General features: G+C 72.3%; 17 protein-coding genes. 11 read left to right on the top strand and 6 right to left on the bottom strand.

The features are described from left to right. Window positions 1–39: 39 nt before the first annotated feature. Together OHS71_RS32165 and OHS71_RS32160 are read right to left on the bottom strand one after the other, a co-directional pair. Window positions 40–657 carry a TetR/AcrR family transcriptional regulator gene (locus tag OHS71_RS32165; protein WP_328482831.1) on the bottom strand — a complete coding sequence of 206 codons (618 nt, stop codon included), beginning with the start codon at window positions 655–657 and terminating at the stop codon, window positions 40–42. A 581-nt stretch (window positions 658–1238) separates the two neighbouring features. Beyond that, window positions 1239–1760 (bottom strand): hypothetical protein, encoded by a 522-nt coding sequence (locus OHS71_RS32160; RefSeq protein ID WP_328482830.1) that lies wholly within the window; start codon window positions 1758–1760, stop codon window positions 1239–1241. Window positions 1761–1936: 176 nt separating this feature from the next. On the opposite strand from OHS71_RS32160, the gene hmgA reads away from it, so the two are divergent. From hmgA to OHS71_RS32140, 4 genes are all read left to right on the top strand, one after another. Then, entirely contained in the window at window positions 1937–3277 is a 1341-nt protein-coding gene (hmgA, locus tag OHS71_RS32155; RefSeq protein WP_328482829.1) for a homogentisate 1,2-dioxygenase, read from the top strand. A gap of 26 nt (window positions 3278–3303) precedes the next feature. Further along, window positions 3304–4053, top strand: coding sequence for a GntR family transcriptional regulator (locus OHS71_RS32150; RefSeq protein WP_328482828.1), 750 nt, complete (start codon window positions 3304–3306; stop codon window positions 4051–4053). 25 nt (window positions 4054–4078) lie between these two features. Continuing rightward, window positions 4079–5224: a type ISP restriction/modification enzyme gene (locus OHS71_RS32145; protein WP_328482827.1), complete on the top strand. Its 1146-nt coding sequence runs from the start codon at window positions 4079–4081 to the stop codon at window positions 5222–5224. A gap of 175 nt (window positions 5225–5399) precedes the next feature. Continuing rightward, the gene (locus OHS71_RS32140) at window positions 5400–6671 is read left to right on the top strand and encodes a CaiB/BaiF CoA transferase family protein (RefSeq protein WP_328482826.1); all 1272 of its coding nucleotides are present in this window, start codon (window positions 5400–5402) and stop codon (window positions 6669–6671) included. Between the two features lie 35 nt (window positions 6672–6706). Here OHS71_RS32140 and OHS71_RS32135 read toward each other — a convergent pair whose 3' ends face one another. From OHS71_RS32135 to OHS71_RS32125, 3 genes are all read right to left on the bottom strand, one after another. Beyond that, entirely contained in the window at window positions 6707–6991 is a 285-nt protein-coding gene (locus tag OHS71_RS32135) for a hypothetical protein (protein ID WP_328482825.1), read from the bottom strand. 126 nt (window positions 6992–7117) lie between these two features. After that, entirely contained in the window at window positions 7118–7966 is an 849-nt protein-coding gene (locus OHS71_RS32130) for an anti-sigma factor (RefSeq protein WP_328482824.1), read from the bottom strand. Next, window positions 7963–8505, bottom strand: coding sequence for a sigma-70 family RNA polymerase sigma factor (locus OHS71_RS32125; RefSeq protein WP_328482823.1), 543 nt, complete (start codon window positions 8503–8505; stop codon window positions 7963–7965). The genes OHS71_RS32130 and OHS71_RS32125 overlap by 4 nt, the downstream gene beginning before the upstream one ends. 210 nt (window positions 8506–8715) lie before the next feature. On the opposite strand from OHS71_RS32125, the gene OHS71_RS32120 reads away from it, so the two are divergent. The 4 genes from OHS71_RS32120 (at window position 8716) to OHS71_RS32105 (ending at window position 15451) form a co-directional block, all read left to right on the top strand. After that, window positions 8716–10224, top strand: coding sequence for a DUF4331 domain-containing protein (locus OHS71_RS32120; RefSeq protein ID WP_328482822.1), 1509 nt, complete (start codon window positions 8716–8718; stop codon window positions 10222–10224). Between the two features lie 149 nt (window positions 10225–10373). Continuing rightward, entirely contained in the window at window positions 10374–12083 is a 1710-nt protein-coding gene (locus OHS71_RS32115; protein WP_328482821.1) for a tetratricopeptide repeat protein, read from the top strand. Further along, on the top strand, window positions 12080–13774 hold the full coding sequence (locus tag OHS71_RS32110; protein ID WP_328482820.1) for a HoxN/HupN/NixA family nickel/cobalt transporter: 1695 nt from the start codon (window positions 12080–12082) through the stop codon (window positions 13772–13774). The genes OHS71_RS32115 and OHS71_RS32110 overlap by 4 nt, the downstream gene beginning before the upstream one ends. Window positions 13775–13834: 60 nt before the next feature. Further along, window positions 13835–15451 (top strand): serine/threonine-protein kinase, encoded by a 1617-nt coding sequence (locus tag OHS71_RS32105; RefSeq protein WP_328482819.1) that lies wholly within the window; start codon window positions 13835–13837, stop codon window positions 15449–15451. A gap of 4 nt (window positions 15452–15455) precedes the next feature. Here the strand turns inward: OHS71_RS32105 and OHS71_RS32100 are convergent, their stop codons facing one another. Continuing rightward, the gene (locus tag OHS71_RS32100; protein ID WP_328482818.1) at window positions 15456–16262 is read right to left on the bottom strand and encodes an SGNH/GDSL hydrolase family protein; all 807 of its coding nucleotides are present in this window, start codon (window positions 16260–16262) and stop codon (window positions 15456–15458) included. Window positions 16263–16834: 572 nt separating this feature from the next. On the opposite strand from OHS71_RS32100, the gene OHS71_RS32095 reads away from it, so the two are divergent. Genes OHS71_RS32095 through OHS71_RS32085 form a run of 3 tightly spaced genes read left to right on the top strand, consistent with a single transcriptional unit; the run spans window position 16835 to window position 19442 of the window. Next, window positions 16835–17665 carry a glycosyltransferase family 2 protein gene (locus OHS71_RS32095; protein WP_328482817.1) on the top strand — a complete coding sequence of 277 codons (831 nt, stop codon included), beginning with the start codon at window positions 16835–16837 and terminating at the stop codon, window positions 17663–17665. Beyond that, complete coding sequence (locus tag OHS71_RS32090) at window positions 17662–18660, top strand: glycosyltransferase family 2 protein (protein ID WP_328482816.1); 999 nt, start codon at window positions 17662–17664, stop codon at window positions 18658–18660. Before OHS71_RS32095 ends, OHS71_RS32090 begins: the two co-directional genes overlap by 4 nt. Beyond that, window positions 18657–19442 carry a polysaccharide deacetylase family protein gene (locus tag OHS71_RS32085; protein WP_328482815.1) on the top strand — a complete coding sequence of 262 codons (786 nt, stop codon included), beginning with the start codon at window positions 18657–18659 and terminating at the stop codon, window positions 19440–19442. Before OHS71_RS32090 ends, OHS71_RS32085 begins: the two co-directional genes overlap by 4 nt. Window positions 19443–19546 lie beyond the last annotated feature (104 nt).

The raw sequence follows: 19546 nt of genomic DNA, 5'->3' as shown, positions 1-19546 counted from the left end.
CGACCGGTATGGCTCCTGGGGAGGGGTCGGCCCCGACCGTCAGTCCAGGGTCCGCGCCAGATAGGCGCGCAGCAGCTCGCGGGCCTCGTCGATCACCTTCGGGTCGCCCTCCGGATCCACCCGGAAGGCCAGCTGGACCAGGGTGTCCGCGGTCTCCACCGCGATCAGGAAGGTGCGCCGCAGGTCGTCGTCGGGCTCGCGGCCGAGGTAGTCGGAGAGCAGGTCGGTGAGACGGTCGGCGACCCGGTGGTTGGGCTCCTCGTGCCGGGCGCCGACCGGGATCTGGTTGCCGAAGTCGACGAGGGAGAACCCGGGCGCGGTGTGCTTCATGGCCAGGTACTCGTCGAGAACGGCGTCCATGGCCGCCCGCCAGTCGCCCCGGCGCGCCCCCTTCAGACGCTCGGTGACGCGTTCGGAGTAGCGCTCGAGGTTGCGCTGCGCCAGCGCGTCGGCCATCTGCCGCTTGTTGCCGAAGAAGCGGTAGACGGAGCCGATGGGGACTCCGGCGCGCTCGGCGACGGCCCGGGTGCTCAGGCCGTCGTAGCCGACCTCGTCCAGCAGGTCGGCGCAGGCGTCGAGAATTCTGGTCAGCCGTTCGGCACTGCGCCGCTGCACGGGCGCACGACGGAGTGATGTCGCTTGGGGCACGGACCTCATGATGCCTTTCCGCCGCGTTCGGGTGAACCTCACCCCTCAGTACGAAGAAAGATGCCCACCACACTCAACGCTCGGACGCGGGGCGGACGGCGTCGGCGGGCCGCAGGCCCCCGGGCTCGGGGACCTGCGGCCGGAAGCCTGGGAGGCGGGGGCCTGCGGCCGGAAGGGCGGGAGGGCCGGGGGCCCGGAGGGCCGGGAGGCCAGGGGGCCCGGAGGCCCGGAGGCCCGGAGGTCGGGGGCCCGGGGGCCGGGGGCCGGGAGGCCGGGAGGCCGGGAGGCCCGGGGGCCCGGAGGCCCGGAGGCCGGGAGGCCCGGAGGTCGGGGGCCCGGAGGTCGGGGGCCAGGAGGTCGGGGGCCCGGAGGTCGGGGGCCAGGAGGTCGGGGGCCAGGGGTCAGGGGGCCAGGAGGCCCGGAGGGGACGGGGGCCCGGGGGCCGGGAGGGGGCTCGTGAATCTGGTAGCCGATGGCCCCGGCGAGGGCGGGAGCCGGGGCCCGGGAGCCGGAAGGCCCGGAGGCCGGGGAGCTCGGGGAACCGGGGAGCCTGGGAGGCCGGGGCACCGGTGGAGCCGTTGGTGGAGGGGTCAGGGGGAAGGCTCCGATGCCGTGATGTACGCCGTGCTCTCCACCGGTTTGCCGTCCACCGCCCACACCGTGCCGTCGTCGGCGCACAGCCGGGCGGTGACCTGGTGGGTGCCGTGCGGGAGGTAGCCGGCCGGGATGCGGTAGGAGGGCGTACGCAGGTCGGCGACCGGCTGGTCGTCCACGTAGAGGCGGGCGGCGCCGCGCCCGTGGACCGCCCGCGCCTTCGCCCCGGTGGACGTGAACCGGAAGTTCTCCACCTTCAGACGGACGTCCCAGCTGCCGTCGGCCTCGGGCTGCACCTCGACCCCGACCTCGGGCGCCCCCTTCTTCCCCACCTCGCGGTAGTGCCGCCCCTCCTCGTCCGTCTCCCCCAGGACCTTGCCCACCGGCGAGGTGGAGGGCGACGCCGCGGACGTCGTGTCCCCCCGTTCGCGGGCGTCACTGGTGCCGCAGCCGGCGGATCCGGTCAGCAACAGGACACAGAGCGCCGCCACGGCAAGGCTTGTGCGCGTCCATGACATGCGAGGGAGCGTAGAACAGCAGCCCGACACGCGGATCCCCCTGGGGTCTGGTTCCGGCCGACTTGATCGTCCTCCAGGAGGAGGACCCGCGCACCTCTTGCGCGGGAGAAATCGCAATCCTACGGTGATGCATAGGAATCAGCAGGCGCACCCGCGGGGCGCCGGAGGGAGCGATCATGAGCAGCGGGGACGCACGCAAGACGGCCGAGGGCCTGACCTATCTCTCCGGGTTCGGCAACGAGCACGCCTCCGAGGCCGTTCCGGGCGCCCTGCCCGACGGCCGCAACTCGCCGCAGCGCGCACCCCTCGGCCTGTACGCGGAGCAGCTCAGCGGTACGGCGTTCACCGAGCCGCGCGCCCACAACCGCCGCTCGTGGCTGTACCGGATCCGCCCGTCGGCCGCGCACCCGGCGTTCACCCGTCTCGACGACGGCGCACTGCGCACCGGCCCCTTCACGGAGACGGTCCCCGACCCCAACCGACTGCGCTGGGACCCGCTGCCCGAACCGCCGGCCGGCACGGATTTCCTCGCCAGCCTGTGGACCCTCGGCGGCAACGGCGACGTCACCCAGCGCACCGGCATGGCCGTGCACCTGTACCACGCGAACGCCTCCATGGACCGTGTGTTCAGCGATGCCGACGGCGAACTGCTGATCGTCCCCGAGCAGGGCGGCCTGCTGCTGCGCACGGAGTTCGGGCTGCTGCACGCCGAGCCCGGCGAGGTGGCGCTGATCCCGCGCGGGGTCCGCTTCCGCGTCGACCTCCTGGACGGCTCGGCCCGCGGCTACGTCTGCGAGAACTACGGCGCGCACTTCCGCCTCCCCGACCTGGGCCCGATCGGCGCCAACGGCCTCGCCAACGCCCGTGACTTCCGCGCGCCCGTCGCCGCGTACGAGGACGTCGAGGGCCCGGTGGAGGTCGTCAACAAGTACTGCGGCCACCTCTGGAGCGCGACCTACGGCCACTCCCCGCTCGACGTCGTCGCCTGGCACGGCAACCATCTGCCCTACGTCTACGACCTGCGCCGCTTCAACGTCATCGGGACGATCTCCTACGACCACCCCGACCCGTCGATCTTCACGGTGCTGACCTCCCCGTCCGACACCCCGGGTCTGGCCGGCGTCGACTTCGTGGTCTTCGCGCCGCGCTGGCTGGTCGGCGAGGACACCTTCCGGCCGCCGTACTTCCACCGGAACGTGATGAGCGAGTACATGGGTCTGATCGAGGGCGCGTACGACGCCAAGACGGCCGGAAAGGGGGGCTTCGTGCCGGGCGGCGGTTCGCTGCACAACATGATGTCGGCGCACGGCCCGGACCGGGAGACGTTCGACCGGGCGAGCGCCGCCGAGCTGAAGCCGCAGAAGATCGACGACGGGCTGGCGTTCATGTTCGAGACGCGGTGGCCGCTCACCCTCACTCAGCGGGCGGCCGGCGCGGATCATCTGCAACCGCGCTACGACGACGTCTGGCAGGGTCTCCAACGCCACTTCCGTCCTTCCGGCGGAACATTGCACTGAACGTTGCCGACCGGTACGGATAGGCCGTGACCTCCTTCGCCCCGGACTCGATCGTCCTCACCCGCAAGCTGCCGCTCTGGTACCAGGTGTCGCAGTCGCTGCGGGCCTCCATACTCGGCCGCTCGCCGCAGGACCCGCTCCGGCTGCCCACCGAGGAGCAGCTGGCGGGTCACTACGGAGTGAGCGTGCTGACGATGCGCCAGGCGCTCAAGGAGCTGGAGGACGAGGGGCTGATCACCCGGCACCGCCGGCGGGGCACCTTCATCGAGCCGACCGCGCTGCGCGGTGCCCCGGTCCGGCTCCTCGGCTCGGTCGACGCGATCGTGGCCCAGCAGTCCGGCATGGCCACGGAGATTCTCGACCACGGCCGTACGGCCGTTCCGGCCGAGGTCGCCGAGCACTTCCCGGACCTGACCGAGGTGGCCACGTACCACCGGCTGCGCAGCGACGCGAAGACGGGCGAACCGACCAACCACGCGCGCAACTACGTCCGGCCCGAACTCGCCGCCCGCATCGACCCCGACGACCTGGTCGGCCGGCCCATGACGAAGGTGCTGCGGGACCTCGTGGGCGCGGACATCAGCCGGATCACGGACACGGTGGAGGCCCGGCTGGCGGACCCGGAGACCGCCCGGCTGCTGCGGGTCCCGCTGCTGAGCCCGATCCTGCACTACACGGGCGTCACCTACGACACCCGCGGGCGGGTTCTCGACGCGGCCGTCATCCACTACCGGGGCGACCGTTTCTCCTTCACCGTCACCCTCGACGCGACGTGACCCGCCGCGGTCGACGCGTCGTACGATGCCCAGCGTGACGCCCGACGACGCTCCGCCGCTGGCGGACCTCATGCCGTGGTCCGTCGCACCGCCGCGGCTCGGCCGGAGGTGGCCGACGGACCCGGACCCGGCAGCTCTGAAGGCCCGCTGGGACGCCCTGGTCAAGGCCGAGGGCCAAGGCCGCGAGGCCCTGTTCCAGCCGACGCGCTCCCGCACCCCGCACACCTCGGTCGGGCAGCTGCCGGGGCTGTCCGGCGGCACGGAGAAGCTGATCCGCGCCTCGGGCCCCTGCCCGGAGCCGGTACGGGTGCTGGCCCGGCCGTTCGACGAGCAGTGGCTGATCCCCGACCACCGGCTGATCGACGCGGCGCGCCCGGAGCTGTGGCGGGTGGCGGACGAGAGCCAGGTCTTCGTGGTGGAGACACCCTCCCCGCCGGGACCGCCCCTGCTCGCGACCTCGCTGATCCCGCTCGCGCGCCCCGGCCGTATCCGCCCGCTGTACCGGCGCCCCGGCGGCACGGAACCCAACCTGGCGCCGGGTCTGCTGGAGCACCTCGGCCACTCCCCCGATCCGGTGGACTTCCTGGCCTGGACCCTGACCGCGGTCCGCCCCGACCTCACGGTCCCCCTGACCCGGGACCCCGGACTCTGGGCCCGGGGGGTGGAGCTGGGCCGTCGCGCCCTGTGGCTGCTCCGGCGCGACGGTGACCGTCCCCGGCTCCCCGGCGGCCGCCGCCCCTACGTGCGTGCCCCGCTGCCCTCCCGGCCCCTGACGCTCCACTACGACCGCGACGAGGAGACCCTGCACCTCGACGGCGGCCGGGTCTCCCCGGTCCCGCCGGCGGCCTGGGACTTCGAGGCGGGCGGGCTCCGCGTCCTGGAGCAGTGGTTCGCGGCGCGGACGGCGGAGCCCGAACCGGGCACCCTGTCCGCGATCCGCCCGACCACCTGGCCGCAGACCTGGACGTCCGAACTCCTGGAGCTGATCACCGTGTTGGCGCTGCTCGCGCAGGCGCGCGCGGCGCAGGAGGAGCTGACCGTGCCGGACACGGTCACCGTGAGGGAACTGCGCGGGGCGGGCGTCCTGCCGGTCCCGGACTCGGCACGCCGTCCGGCGACGGTCCTGGACCACCACGAGGAGGGCCCGGAGGGTCAGTTCGCCCTGATCTAGTGCCGCGACAGGCAACGTTCGCCCCGTCGCGACGCCCGGCACGCACTCTCGCCGCACCGGCCGAAAGCCCAGGTACGTCCAGTACGAGGACTTCCGGCCGGCACGCCGAGAGCACGCACCGGACGCCGCTCCTTGACGGGCAAACGTTGCCCGCCGCGGCACTAGCATCCACTCCATGGACGCCACGGACACCACGGACACCACCGAGCCCGCAGACCCCGCGGACCCCGCGGACCAGCCTCCCCCGCCGCAGCCGCCCCTGCCGCTGCCTCTCGACGGCCTCACGGTCGTCGCCGTGGAACAGGCCGTCGCGGCCCCCTTCGCCACCCGGCAGCTCGCCGACCTCGGCGCTCGGGTGATCAAGGTCGAGCGGATCGACGGCGGTGACTTCGCACGCGGCTACGACACGGCCGCCGGCGGACTCGCCTCACACTTCGTGTGGTGCAACCGGGGCAAGGAGTCCATCGCCCTCGACCTCAAGGATCCGCGCGGTCTGGACGTCGTACGGCGGCTGATCGCCGGCGCGGACGTCTTCGTGCAGAACCTCGCCCAGGGGGCGGCGGCCCGGCTGGGGCTGGACGCGGCCACCCTGTGCGCGGAACATCCGCGACTGGTGGCCGTCGACATCTCCGGGTACGGGGCGAGTGGACCGTACGCGGACAAGCGGGCCTACGACATGCTCGTGCAGTGCGAGGCGGGTCTCGTGTCGGTGACCGGGACGCCCGAGCGGCCGGTGAAGGCGGGAATCCCGGCGGCGGACATCGCGGCGGCCATGTACGCCTTCTCGGGCGTGCTGGCGGCGCTGGTGCGGCGGGGCACGACCGGGCGGGGCGGGCCGGTGGAGGTGTCGATGCTGGAGTCGCTCGCCGAGTGGATGGGGCATCCGCTGCACCACGCGATGCACGGCGGGACTCCCCCGGCCCGGACCGGCCTGGCACACGCGGTGATCGCGCCGTACGACGCCTACCCCACCGCCGACGGCGGGCGGGTGCTGCTCTCCGTGCAGAACGACCGGGAATGGCGACGGCTGGCCGAACAGGTCATGGGCCGAACCGAGTTGGGTACGGATCCGGCGTACGCGACGAACGCGGCAAGGGTCATGAACCGGGACCGCACGGACATACTGGTGGCGGAGGCGCTGGGCGCCCTGGACACCGACGAGGCGCTTGCGCGGCTGACGGGCGCGGGCATCGCGTGCGCACGCCTGAGGGATCTGCACGAATTGGCGGATCATCCGCAGCTGGCGGCCCGCGGGCGGTGGCGGGAGGTGGGGACGCCGGTCGGGCCACTGCGGGCGCTGCTACCGCCGATCACACTGCCGGGTGGGGCGGAGTCGCGGATGGGAGACGTGCCCGCGCTCGGGGAGCACACCGAAGCGCTGCTGCGTGCCGTGGGGATGACGGACGAGGAGATCGCAGCGCTGTGCCGGGACGGTGTGGCCGCCTGAGCGCGGGACTCAGTACGTGAGGGCGTGCCGGCCGGTCAGTGCTTGTTGCCTCCGAACAGTGAACGGCGCAGTCGGCGCAGGGGCGCGAAGAGCGAGACACGGCTCACGCGAGCCCGCGTCGTCCTCGGCCCGTGGTCGCGCAGGGGCTCACGCGCGGTCAGCTCCCGCATGAGCGAGGTCGCCTCGAGCGTCTCGCGCTGCGGTATGGCGGGGCCCGCCAGCACCGAGAGATGGCGGTCGAGGCGCGAACTGGTCGCGCTGCTCCCGCAGGTGATCGCAGGGACGCGTGCCCTGCTGCTGTGCATCGTTATCTGTTCCATGTCACTCCCCACCCGTACGAGTCCACCCGGCCCGGGCAGGGTAACCCTATCGCCCCGTCGAGGCACACGTGTATCGAGCTCACAGGATTCACCTTCCCCGTAAGGGGGTTGACGAAGCGTGTCCGATCACTCTCCGAATCCAACCGAATTCAGGGTGAGTTGGACAACCGGCTGTGTGGTGGGCCGTGGTGATCCCCCGTCGGGCTCGACGGTCACAGCGAGTGATGTCGCGGTCTTCTCGAGACCGGTGGCGACCAAGGGCGTGTCGCCGTCGAAGAGGCCGAGGGAGCGCGGTTGCGCGCCGGGGCGCATGAGCCACAGCTGATGCACCTGTCCGGTGGGCAGCACGCCGTATCCGCTCAGCGTGACGACCGCCTGTCCCTCCGCGGCGGAGGCGATCACTCCGATACTGCGGCCCTGCGCGTCCTTCCCGGTGCCCGCCCGGGCGTCCGGAGCCGAGAGAACGTGGGCGATCTCACGCGCCTGGGCGCGGGCGGCCTTCAGTTCGTCCTGTGAACGGCCCGCCTGGACCGCGAAGAGCGAGGCGACCACGAGGGCCGCCGCGGCGGTGGCCGTGGCGAACGGCACGAACAGCGGACGGCGCGCACGTGGCGTCGCCCCACGGCCGAACGCGTGGGCGGTGCTCCTGGAGCGTCCGGGCGGCGGTTGCGCGCCCCACACGTGCGGGGGAAGTTGCGGAGAGTGCTCTCGCACCGGAGCCCGGGAGGATTCCTGCGGCGTTCTCTGCACGGCCGCCAGCACCCGGGTGCGCATGGCGGCCGGCGGCGGCGCGGCCTGCGACCAGGCGAGCCGGACGGCGTCCTCGGCCAGCGCCCGCACCTCGGCCGAGCAGCGGTGGCAGCCCGTCAGATGCTTCTCGAAGCGGCGGCGTTCGTCGGGTTCGAGGGCGTCGAGCGCGTAGGGAGCGGCCAGCGAGTGCAGATCCTCGCGGCGGAACAGGCCGAGCACACTCATGCGGCACCTCCCAGGCAGTCGCGCAGCCGCGTGAGTCCGTCACGCATCCGGGTCTTCACCGTGCCCAGCGGCAGCGAGAGGCGGTCGGCCACCTCACGGTACGTGTACCCGTCGTAGTAGGCGAGGGTGACGGACTGGCGCTGGAGCGCCGTCAGCCGGTCGAGGCAGCGGCGGACCAACTGGCGTTCCAGGCCCGCCTCGACCTCCTCGGCCACCTGGTCGAAGGCGGGGTCGTGGTAGCGGCTGGCCTCGCGCTGTTCGCGGTCCACGGCCGCACGGGCGCTGCGCACCCGGTCGACGGCGCGGCGGTGCGCGAGGGTGAGGATCCAGGAGAGGGCGGTGCCGCGGCTCGGATCGAAGCGGCCCGCGGAGCGCCAGGCCTCCAGGAGCACCTCCTGAGCGACCTCCTCCGACTGCGCGGGATCCCTGACGACGCGGCGCACGAGCCCGAACACCGGGCCGGAGACAAGTCCGTAGAGCCGTTCGAACGCCTGCTGGTCGCCTCCCGCCACGAGCACCAGAAGCTCGTCCGCCTCCATGCGGTCCCCCTCTCTGCGGCCGCCGCACCCGGGCCGCCCCGTCACACCAGGCATTCGCAACGAACACACCTCCGGCAGGGGGATACGTAGCGAAGGGCCGAAAACGCGGGTGAGCAGGAAAGAAAAAGTTTTTTGGTTTCGACCAATCCGAACCCACCTCCCGCTCCGTATCACTGTCCGTCAGGCAACTTGGTACGAAGGACGGACGGCATGACAGCTTTCTCCAGGAGCGGCAACGGACGCAGGAGCGTCGCGACACTCGTCTGCGGTGCGTTGGCCGCCGGGGGGCTCGCAGCCGCCGGCGTGGCCACGCTGATGCCGGGGGCGGCCTACGCCTCCAGCCACCGCGAGGCCCCCCTCATCTCGGGAACCCCGCAGTACGACAACACGGACGTGTACGCGTTCGTCAGCCCGGACCACCCGGACACGACGACGATCGTCGCGAACTGGATCCCCTTCGAGGACCCGGCCGGTGGCCCCAACTTCTTCCCGTTCGCCGAGGACGCCCAGTACGACCTGCACATCGACAACAACGCCGACGCGAAGGAGGATCTGACCTTCCGCTACACGTTCAAGACGCATGTGAAGAACAAGAAGACGTTCCTCTACAACACGGGTGTTGTCGAGAGCCTGGACGACGCCGACCTGAACGTCACGCAGACCTACGACCTCGAACTCATCAAGTCGAGGAAGGGGAAGGTCGAGCACGAGACGAAGATCGCGGACGACGTGCCGGTGGCGCCGTCGAACGTGGGCAAGGCGTCGATGCCCGACTACAAGAAGCTGCGCGACCACGCGATCTACAAGCTCCCCAACGGCGCCAAGACCTTCGCCGGCCAGGCCGACGACCCGTTCTTCCTGGACCTGCGCGTCTTCGACCTGCTGTACGGCGGTGACCTCTCCGAGGTCGGCAACGACACGCTCAAGGGCTACAACGTCAACTCGATCGCCCTTCAGGTCCCGAGCGACATGATCGCCGAGTCGAAGAATCAGCCGATCGTCGGCATCTGGTCGACGACCCAGCGCAAGAACGCCCAGGGCTACTACTCGCAGGTCTCGCGCCTCGGTAACCCGCTGGTCAACGAGGTCGTCAACCCGATCAAGGACAAGGACAAGTTCAACGCGTCCGAGCCGAAGGACGACGGCCAGTTCCTGAAGAACGTCACCAACCCCGAGCTGCCGAAGCTCATCGAGGCGATCTACAAGATCAAGGCGCCGGCCGAGCCGCGCAACGACCTCGTCGACGTGTTCCTGAAGGGCGTCAAGGGCCTCAACCAGCCCCCGTATGTGACGCCGTCGGAGGAGCTGCGCCTCAACACCTCGATCAAGCCGAGCATGCACCCGAAGCGGCTGGGCGTGCTCGACGGCGACAACGCGGGCTTCCCGAACGGCCGTCGCCTCACCGACGACGTGATCGACGCCTCGCTCCAGGTCGTCGAGGGTGAGCTGGTCGGTTCCAAGAACGACCTGGGTGACGCGGTCGACAAGAACGACAAGGACTTCGAGAAGGCCTTCCCCTACGTCGCCCTGCCCACCGAGGGTTCGCGCGGCGCGACCGCCAAGAGCGGTGCCGACGTCCGCAGCCAGCTCGGTGACGCCCTGACCGGCTCCACCGACAACACCACGCTGATCGCGTCCTCCGCGGGCGCCGGTGCGGCGGGCATCCTCCTCATCGGCGGCGGGCTGATGTGGTGGCGCGGGCGGCGGCGGGCCTACTAGGCCCTGCCCATGAGCGGGCCGGGGAGAATCCTGCACTCCCCGGCCCTGTCCCACCGACTGGCGCGGCCCGCGTTCCAATCCCCCACGGCGCGGGCCGCGCCGCCCCTGTGCGAGCAGGCTGAACGACCCCAGGCGACCTAGGAGAGGGCATGTCCCCGCGCACGAACGACGGCGAACCGGAGCCCACCCGACCGGCCATCGCCCGACCGGCACCGGCCCCCGGCGCTGCGGCTCCCGGCGAACCGGACTCCGGCACGCAGGCCTTCGGCACGGAGATCGTGACGGAGGGGAAGCCCGGGGCCGCTGACACCGAGCCCGGTGCCGAGGCCGAGACGGCCGTCCCCTTCGCCGACGCCGACGCCGACGCCGACAGTGACGGTGACACCGGCGCGGGGGCCGAGGCCGAGGGCGCTGCCGGGACCGGCGGTGACGCCGGCGACCACGGCGCTGTGGGCGCGAGCGAGGGCGGCGACTCCGGGGGCGGCGACGACCGTGTGGCCGCAGTGCGGCGGGCCGGTGCCGCCGGCCGTCGTTGGCGGGCCGCTCAGCTCACCGCCTGTGCGGCCATGCTGGCCGTGGCGCTCACCGCCGGGGCGGTCGCGCTGGGGGCGGCGCGCGACGGGCGGAACGTGCCCGTCGCGACCGCTGCCGCGGTCTCCCCCGGACTGCTCGCCAGTGGCGACCTCGACTCCGGCATCACCGCACTCCAGACCCATCTGCGCGCACAGCCCAAGGACTTCGGCGGCTGGGCCACCCTCGGGCTGGCCTACGTCGAGCAGGCCCGCACCAAGGGCGACCCCTCCCGCTACCCGCAGGCCGAACAGGCCCTCAAGCGTTCGCTCTCACTGCGCCCGGACAACGACCAGGCGCTCGCCGGCCGGGCCGCTCTCGCCGCCGCCCGGCACGACTTCGCGAACGCCCTGCGCTTCGCCGACCGGGCGCTCGAGCAGAACCCCTACAGCGAGCGCGCCCTGTGCTCCCGTATCGACGCCCTCGTCGAGCTCGGCCGCTACGGCGACGCCGAGAAAGCCGTGAACACGGCGGATCAGCGACGGCCGGGCGTACCGGTGTTCACCCGGTACGCGTACGTCCACGAACTGCGCGGCGACGTCACCACCGCCCGCCAGGTCCTGGACCGGGCGCTCGCCGCGTCCACCTCGCCCGGCGACATCGCCTACGTCGCCAGTCAGCTGGGTCAACTCGCCTGGAACCAGGGCGACTACAGCGCGGCCCTCACCCACTACGCCCGTGCCCTCGCCGCCGACGAGAACTACCTCCCCGCGCTGGAGGGACGGGCCCGTGCCCAGGCGGCGAGCGGACAACAGGCGGAGGCGATCAAGGGGTTGGAGCTGATCGTCGCCCGATACCCGCTTCCCGGACCGCTGGTGGAGCTGGGCGAGCTGTACGAGGCGCGGGGCGGTGAGGGTGACGCGGCGAAGGCGAAGAACCAGTACCTCCTGGTCGACGCGTGGACGGCCATCGCCCGCGCCAACGGCGTGAACGCCGACCTCGACACCGCCCTGGCCGCGGCCGACCACGGCGACCGGGCCACGGCCCTGCGCGCGGCCCGCGACGACTGGGGCCGTCGGCACACCGTGCACACGGCGGACGCCCTCGCCTGGGCCCTGCACGTCAACGGCAAGGACGCCGAGGCCCTCCCCTACGCCCGCCAGGCCACCGCCACCGGCTACCGCAGTGCGGCCTTCCTCTACCACCGCGGTGTGATCGAGAAGGCCACCGGCCACCCGGCCGACGCTCGTACCCACCTGGCCGCCGCGCTGAAGCTGAACCCCGGCTTCTCCCCGCTGGGTGCCCGCCAGGCCCGTACGGCACTCAAGACGCTGGAGGCGAGCAAGTGATGTCCCGTCGTCTGTTCGCCTCCTGCGCGGCCGTGTTCACGGCCGGCTGCGCGCTCGTGCTGGTCCCTTCCGCCAGCGCGAGCGCGCATCCCCTCGGCAACTTCACCGTCAACCGCTACGACGGTCTGGTCGCCGCCCCGGGACAGCTCCGGGTCGACCACGTCGAGGACCTCGCCGAGATCCCCGCCACCCAGGCGAAGCCGGACATCGAGCGGCTGGGGATGACCGAGTGGGCCCGGCAGCGGTGCGCGACGGCCGCGAGCGGCAGCAGGCTCACCGTGGACGGCCGTGCCGTGACCCTGACGGCGGGCGCCGCCAAGGCCGTCGTCAGGCCCGGGCAGGCGGGGCTCGACACCCTGCGGGTGGAGTGCCGGCTGACGGCTCCGCTGCCCGAGGTCTCCGACGGGGACACCGTCTCCCTCGCCTTCCACAGCGAGGGCGCCTCCTCCGGGCCGGGCTGGCGGGAGATCACCGCCCGTGGCGACCGGATGACACTCACCGGCTCCGACGTGCCGAAGAAGTCGGTCTCGGGCGAGCTCAGCAGCTATCCCAAGGAGTTGCTCTCCTCCCCGGCGGACACCTCGACCGCGTCCGTGCGGGTGCGGCCCGGTGGCGCCGCCCTCGTCGAGGAGGACCGGGACGCGCCGGCCGCGTCCGTGCTGCCGCGCGGCGCCGACCGCTGGACACGGGCTCTGGACAACCTGGTCGCCCGGCAGGACCTCACCGTCGGCTTCGCCGCGCTGGCCCTGGTGATCGCCGTCGTCCTCGGTGCGATGCACGCGGTCGCGCCCGGCCACGGGAAGACCATCATGGCGGCGACAGCGGCCGCCCGGGGCGGCAAGGCCCGGATGAAGGACGTCCTCCCGCTCGCCGCCTCGGTCACCGTCACCCACACCCTGGGCGTCGTCGCCCTCGGTCTGCTCGTCACCGCCGGTTCGGCCGCCGCGCCCTCGGTGATCGCCTGGCTGGGGCTGGCGAGCGGCGCGCTGGTGCTCTTCGCGGGCGCGACCCTCGCCCGACGGGCCTGGCGGGGCCGGGACCCGGGCAGCGCGCACGGTCACCCCCACCCGCACCCGCATCCCCACCCGCACACGGGCCCTGACGGCGGTCACTCCCACCCCTCCGAGCCGGCGAAGACTGCTGATCGTCAACTCGCCCTCGTCGGTGCCCCCACCCCGCACACCCATGCCCATCAGGACCACGGCCACGACCACGGACCCGCGCACGACCACGGTCACGACCACCAGCACAGTCACGACCACGACCACGACCACGGTCATGATCACGGTCACACCCACACCCACACCCACAGCCACGGCGGCCGTACCCACACCCACGCCGTGGCCCCCACCCTTCGCGGCACGCTCCTCCTCGGCTTCGCCGGTGGCATGGTTCCCAGCCCGTCCGCCGTGGTCGTGCTGGTCGGCGCGGCGGCACTCGGGCACGCCTGGTTCGGGCTGCTGCTCGTCGTCGCGTACGGCGTCGGACTCGCGCTGACCCTCACGGCCGCGGGGTTCGCCGTCGTCAGGCTGGGCGCCCGGGCGACCGGTCTCCTGGACCGGCAGCCGCGCTGGACGGCCCATCCTGTCGTGAACCTGGTCCGGCGGAACCTGCCCCTGTGGTCCGCGTTCCTCGTGGTCGCTCTCGGCGCCGGACTCGTGCTCAAGGGGGCCGCATCCGTACTCGGCTGAGCTACGTTTGTGGGGTTGCGGAGGTTTTCGCCCGGATACGAAGTGCGAAATGGGGGCGCGGTGTCCGAAGAACCGGGCAGTGAACGTCTGATCGCGGGCCGCTACCGCCTGCTGACCCCGCTGGGCGAGGGCGGCATGGGAACGGTGTGGCGGGCCCGTGACGAGGTGCTGCACCGTGAGGTCGCCGTCAAGGAGGTGCGCGCCCCGCACGGGCTGGCCGCCTCGGACGTCGAGCGGATGTACGCCCGGCTGGAGCGGGAGGCCTGGGCCGCGGCCCGGGTCGCGAACCGCAACGTCGTGACGGTGTACGACGTGGCCACGCAGGACGGGCGGCCGTGGATCGTCATGGAGATCGTGCGGGGGATCTCCCTGGCCGAGCTGCTGGACGCCGAGGGGCCGCTCGAACCGGCGCGGGCCGCGCATATCGGCGCCGAGGTGCTGTCCGCGCTGCGGGCCGCGCACGAGGCCGGAGTGCTGCACCGGGACGTCAAGCCGGCGAACGTGCTGATGTCGAACGACGGCCGGGTCGTGCTCACCGACTTCGGCATCGCGACCGTCGAGGGCACCTCGGCGCTGACCATGACCGGCGAGGTCATCGGCTCGCCCGAGTTCCTCGCGCCGGAGCGGGCGCTGGGGCGCACGCCCGGGCCCGAGTCGGACCTGTGGTCGCTGGGCGTACTGCTGTACGCGGCGGTCGAGGGCAACTCACCCTTCCGCCACGACACCCCGCTGAGCACGCTGCGCGCGATCGTCGACGAGGAGCTGCCGGCGCCGCGCCGGGCCGGACCGCTCGCGCCCGTCATCGAGGGCCTGCTGCGCAAGGACCCCGCCGAGCGGCTGCCGGCCGACCGGGCCGAGCAGGACCTGCGGCTCGTCGCGGCGGGCGGTACGCCGCAGGGCGGCACGCTCCGTTCGACGCCGCCGTCGCCGTTCACACCGTATCCGCCGACGGTGTCCACCCCGTCCGAGCCGTTCCGTCAGGTGCCGGCGGCCGCGACCCCGCCCCAGCCGTGGACCGCCGCTCCGGCGACGACCGCCTCGCCGGAGCCGGACCGCAGCAGGCGTGCCGGTGTCGTCCTCGTCGCCGGTGTGGCGGTACTCGCGCTCGCGGTCGCCGGGTTGACGTACGGGCTGCTGCACGACGACGGCGGCGGCGACGACACGGGCGGTGGGATCACCAACAGCGGTTCGGAGATCGTGAGTTCGCCTGCGACTCAGCCGGAGACCAGCGAGGAGAGCAGCGAACCGCCGAGCGCGAGTCCCAGCGAGAGCGAGAGCTCCGAGGCCCCGGCGCAGTCCGTCTCGGTCACCGTCAGCGGCGCGCACACCGACTATTCCGGCAGCTGTCCGCCGCCGGACGCGGACGCGCCCGCGTTCACCGCGACCATCACGGTCGGGCGGCTGCCCGCGACCGTGTCCTACCGCTGGGTTTCGAAGGAGGGGGAGCTCTCCGGGCAGACCTGGAAGACGCTCGACTTCCCCTCGGGCGGCGGGAAGTCCAAGCAGGACAAGGTCATCCTGTCGACGTACGCCGAGAGCGGGACGTACCGGAACTCGATCGCCGTCGAGGTGCGCGATCCGGTGACGAAGAGGTCCGACTCGGTTCCGTTCTCGGTCACCTGCGAGACGGAGACCCCGACGGGCGGGGCCTCCCCCTCGCCTTCCTCCTCGGAGTGACGGATCAGGCGGCGCTGTTCAGGACCGGCAGGTAGCCACCCGACTGGCCGGACGCGTTCGGGTGGTAGGACTCGCCGATGTTCAGCCAGTTGAGACTGTGCAGCCAGGAGCTGCCGGAGCAGATCTCGTGGCCGGCGAACGGGGTGCGGACGTCACCGAAGGCGAAGCCGTGGGCGGCGGCCCGCCGGGCGGTGGCGGCGTCGAGGTAGTCGGCCGCGCTGTTGATGGCGGAACGCTTGGCCTCGGACAGGCCGAGGCAGACCGTGCCGAGCTTGTAGAAGCGGGGGTAGCCGATGACGACGACGTGCGCGTCGGGCGCCTTGGCGCTGATGGCGGAGTAGACGGTGTCGAGCTTGCCGGGAAGCGTCGAGTCGACGTAGGCCCGGGCGGTGGCGATGCGGGAGAGACAGGTGCTGTCGGAGCCGGTGACACAGGTCGTCATGACGTCGGCGAAGCCGGCGTCGTTGCCGCCTGCGGTGATGGAGACCAGACCGGTCGAGCTGTTCAGGCCGCCGAGCTGACTTGCCAGAACTTCATCCGTTCGGGCGCCCGAGCAGGCCGCGAAGGTGAACGACGACGGGGCGTGGGCGGCGTTCCACAGGTACGGGTACGCCTTGGTGCTGCGCTTGCAGGCGCCGCTGGAGCTGATGTAGCTGCCCGCGCCGACGCCGGAGGAGTAGGAGTCCCCCAGCGCCACATACCCACCGCTCGCCGCGAGTTGGGCGCTGTGGGCCGAGGCCGCCCCGGTGAGGGCGGTGCCGAGGGCGAGGAGGAGTGAGCTCACGAACACGACAAGTCGGGAAGATCTCATGGAACCTCCTTTAGCAGGATCTCTGCCATAACTGTCGTAGCAACTACGCGCGTTGATCGGAAGTGTCCATGCCAAAACTTCCGGCGCCGGGAGGCGAGGGGGTACAGGGGGCGGGCTCGCTCGTCAACGCCCTTTCCCGCGCCCCACTTTGACGTCCGGGGAGCACTTGTGTCCGTTCCTGCTAACTGGGCGCATCGTTTCGTAACGGTCAAACGAACAAAAAGGTAAGCAGACCATCAAGGGCTTGCCATCCGGGCGTAATCGTCAATACCGTCATACATCTCACTCGCACCGGACCGTCGGCATCGGCTCCAGGGGAGGGCTCAGGGACCGCGGCGGTATCGGGGCGGGAGCGCGGTAGGGGGGTGCCGTGCTCGGTGACCGCACTGGTGACCGGGCCGTGCCGCGCGCTCGGCCGCCGTCTTCCGACCGGTGGCCGATCAGCTTTGCCAGCTCACCCGTGTCTGCGCGGAGATCACTCCGCCATGGGTGAGAAACCCCCCTTTCGAACCGGACGTGAATTCCAGGCCGCCCAGGGGAGGGCGGCCCACCGGACGAGAGGGACCAGACTCATGAGTTCCGTTCTGCAGCCGGCGACCTCGGGCGGGGATCTCCAAGACCCGTCGACCGTCGGCAAGTACCGGCCCATCACCTCGCACCTGGCCATCACACCGCCGGTGAGCGTGGTCATCCCGGCGATGAACGAGGCCGAGAACCTTCCGTACGTGTTCAAGACCCTGCCGGACTGGATCCACGAAGTGGTCCTGGTCGACGGCAACTCCACCGACGACACCGTGCGGGTCGCGCGTGCACTGTGGCCCGGGGTCAAGGTCGTGGGGCAGCAGGGCCGGGGCAAGGGCGACGCCCTGATCACCGGCTTCGAGGCGTGCAGCGGCGACATCATCGTGATGGTCGACGCGGACGGCTCGGCCGACGGCAACGAGATCGTGTCGTACGTCTCCGCCCTCGTCTCGGGCGCGGACTTCGCCAAGGGCTCCCGTTTCGCCAACGGCGGGGGCACCGACGACATGACCTTCGTCCGGTGGCTCGGCAACCGGGTGCTGTGCGCCGTCGTCAACCGCAAGTTCGGCGCCCGGTACACCGACCTGTGCTACGGCTACAACGCGTTCTGGCGGCACTGCCTGGACAAGATCGAACTGGACTGCACCGGCTTCGAGGTCGAGACCCTGATGAACATCCGGGTCGTCAAGGCCGGTCTGAAGGTGCAGGAGATCCCCAGCCACGAGTACCTGCGCATCCACGGCGTCAGCAATCTGCGTGCCGTCCGCGACGGCCTGCGCGTGCTGCGGGTGATCCTCCAGGAGCGGTCCAACCGGCGTGCCCTGCGCCGCCCGGGCCGCCGCTCCCCGCTGCTCGACCCGGTCCCGGGAGAGACGTCTTGAGCGCCGTCGGCGTCTCCGTCGTCGTCTGCGTGTACACCGAGGACCGCTGGGAGGACATCCTCGCGGCGGTCGCCTCGGTGCGGGCGCAGACCCACCCGGCCCTGGAGACCCTGCTCGTCGTCGACCACAACCCGACGCTCCTGGACCGGCTGCGGAGCGAGTACAAGGAGACCTACGAGGTGCGGGTGCTGCCCAACGCGGGCCCGCGCGGTCTGTCGGCCGGCCGCAACACCGGGATCGCCGCCTCCCGGGGCGAGATCATCGCCTTCCTCGACGACGACGCCGTCGCCGAACGGGACTGGCTGCGCCGGTTCGCCGACCCCTACTCCGATCCCCGGGTCCTCGCCGTCGGCGGCCGGGCGGTACCCGTCTGGTCCTCCGGCCGGCGTCCCGCCTGGTTCCCCGAGGAGTTCGACTGGGTGGTGGGCTGCTCCTACCGGGGCCTGCCGCCCGGCCGGGTCCGGGTGCGCAACATCCTCGGCGGGAACGCCTCGTTCCGGCGTACCGCGTTCGACTTCGTGGGCGGCTTCGCCAGCGGCATCGGACGCGACGGCAGCAAACGCCCGATGGGCGGCGAGGAGACGGACCTGTGCATCCGGCTCAGCCGCGCGAGACCCGACGCGATCCTGCTGATGGACGACCGCGCGGTGATCCATCACAAGGTGCCCGAGGCGCGCGAGCACTTCGGGTACTTCCGCACCCGCGCCTACGCCGAGGGCCTGTCCAAGGCGCTCGTCGCCCGCAGCGTCGGCGCCGACAAGGGGCTCGAGTCCGAACGCCGTTACGCCACCCGGGTATTGCCGGCCGGTGTGGTCCGCGGACTGCGCGACCAGCTGCTGGCCCGCCCCGGCGGGGCCCGGCGGGCGGCCGCGATCGTCGCCGGGGTGCTGACGGCGGCCGGCGGGTACGCGGTCGGCAGCTTGCGGGCGCGACGGGCCGGGACGACGTTCGCCGTGGTGCCGATCCCCGCGGACCGGGTGGAGCGTGCCGCATGACGGGGACACGTGTGCCGATCCTCATGTACCACTCGGTCGCCACCGAACCCAACCACGCCACCCGCACGCTCTCGGTCACACCCGAGGCGTTCGCCGAGCAGCTGGCGGTGATCGCGGACCGCGGGCTGACCCCGCTCACCACCGCCGAACTGGCGGCCCGTTGGCGGACCGGCCGGCCGCTGCCGGTCCGCCCGGTCCTGATCACCTTCGACGACGGCTACGAGGGCGTGCACCGGCACGCCCTCCCGGCGCTGGCAGAACACGGCTTCCCGGCCACCCTGTTCGTGACCACCGGCTGGATCCGGGGCGCCCACGACACCGGCGGCGGCCCGGACACCATGCTGGACTGGCGGCAGGTGCGCCGGCTGGCGGACGCCGGCGTCGAGATCGGCGGCCACAGCCACACCCACCCGCAGCTCGACCGTCTCGACGACACCCGGCTGCGCACCGAGCTGAGCCGCTGCCGGGACCTCGTCGCCGACGAACTGGGCTCCCATCCCGTGTCGTTCGCCTACCCGTACGGCTACTCCAGCCGCCGGGTGCGCACGGCGGTGCGCGGACAGGGGTTCGCCCAGGCGCTCGCCGTGGGCAACTCCCTCGCCCGCCGCGCCCAGGGGCCGTACGCCCTGCGGCGGGTGACGGTACGGCGCACCACGGACACCGAGGAGTTCGAACGGCTCGTCGACGGCAGGGCGATCGGCCGGACGTTCGCACGGGACCGGGCGCTGACCAAGGGGTACGCGGTGGTGCGGCGGACCCGGGGACTCCGGCGAACGGTGTGAGGGGTGGCCCCGGCCGGACCGGGCCGGGGCCACGTGCGAGGGACCGGACCCGCTCCCGGCATCCGGCACGTCCGACACATCCGGCACGTCCGACACACCGGGCG

It is taken from the genome of Streptomyces sp. NBC_00377, assembly GCF_036075115.1.
In the GTDB taxonomy this organism is placed as follows: Bacteria; Actinomycetota; Actinomycetes; order Streptomycetales; family Streptomycetaceae; genus Streptomyces.
The sequence above is the reverse complement of the archived record's forward strand: the minus strand, read 5'-3'. Positions and strand labels throughout refer to the sequence as shown.

What these genes read in the sequence shown, in the direction of transcription:
- OHS71_RS32165 (WP_328482831.1), bottom strand. Translation starts at nt 657, where the DNA reads ATGAGGTCCGTGCCCCAAGCGACATCACTCCGTCGTGCGCCCGTGCAG.
- OHS71_RS32160 (WP_328482830.1), bottom strand. Translation starts at nt 1,760, where the DNA reads ATGTCATGGACGCGCACAAGCCTTGCCGTGGCGGCGCTCTGTGTCCTG.
- hmgA (WP_328482829.1), top strand. Translation starts at nt 1,937, where the DNA reads ATGAGCAGCGGGGACGCACGCAAGACGGCCGAGGGCCTGACCTATCTC.
- OHS71_RS32145 (WP_328482827.1), top strand. Translation starts at nt 4,079, where the DNA reads ATGCCCAGCGTGACGCCCGACGACGCTCCGCCGCTGGCGGACCTCATG.
- OHS71_RS32140 (WP_328482826.1), top strand. Translation starts at nt 5,400, where the DNA reads ATGGACGCCACGGACACCACGGACACCACCGAGCCCGCAGACCCCGCG.
- OHS71_RS32135 (WP_328482825.1), bottom strand. Translation starts at nt 6,991, where the DNA reads ATGGAACAGATAACGATGCACAGCAGCAGGGCACGCGTCCCTGCGATC.
- OHS71_RS32130 (WP_328482824.1), bottom strand. Translation starts at nt 7,966, where the DNA reads ATGAGTGTGCTCGGCCTGTTCCGCCGCGAGGATCTGCACTCGCTGGCC.
- OHS71_RS32125 (WP_328482823.1), bottom strand. Translation starts at nt 8,505, where the DNA reads ATGGAGGCGGACGAGCTTCTGGTGCTCGTGGCGGGAGGCGACCAGCAG.
- OHS71_RS32120 (WP_328482822.1), top strand. Translation starts at nt 8,716, where the DNA reads ATGACAGCTTTCTCCAGGAGCGGCAACGGACGCAGGAGCGTCGCGACA.
- OHS71_RS32115 (WP_328482821.1), top strand. Translation starts at nt 10,374, where the DNA reads ATGTCCCCGCGCACGAACGACGGCGAACCGGAGCCCACCCGACCGGCC.
- OHS71_RS32100 (WP_328482818.1), bottom strand. Translation starts at nt 16,262, where the DNA reads ATGAGATCTTCCCGACTTGTCGTGTTCGTGAGCTCACTCCTCCTCGCC.
- OHS71_RS32095 (WP_328482817.1), top strand. Translation starts at nt 16,835, where the DNA reads ATGAGTTCCGTTCTGCAGCCGGCGACCTCGGGCGGGGATCTCCAAGAC.
- OHS71_RS32085 (WP_328482815.1), top strand. Translation starts at nt 18,657, where the DNA reads ATGACGGGGACACGTGTGCCGATCCTCATGTACCACTCGGTCGCCACC.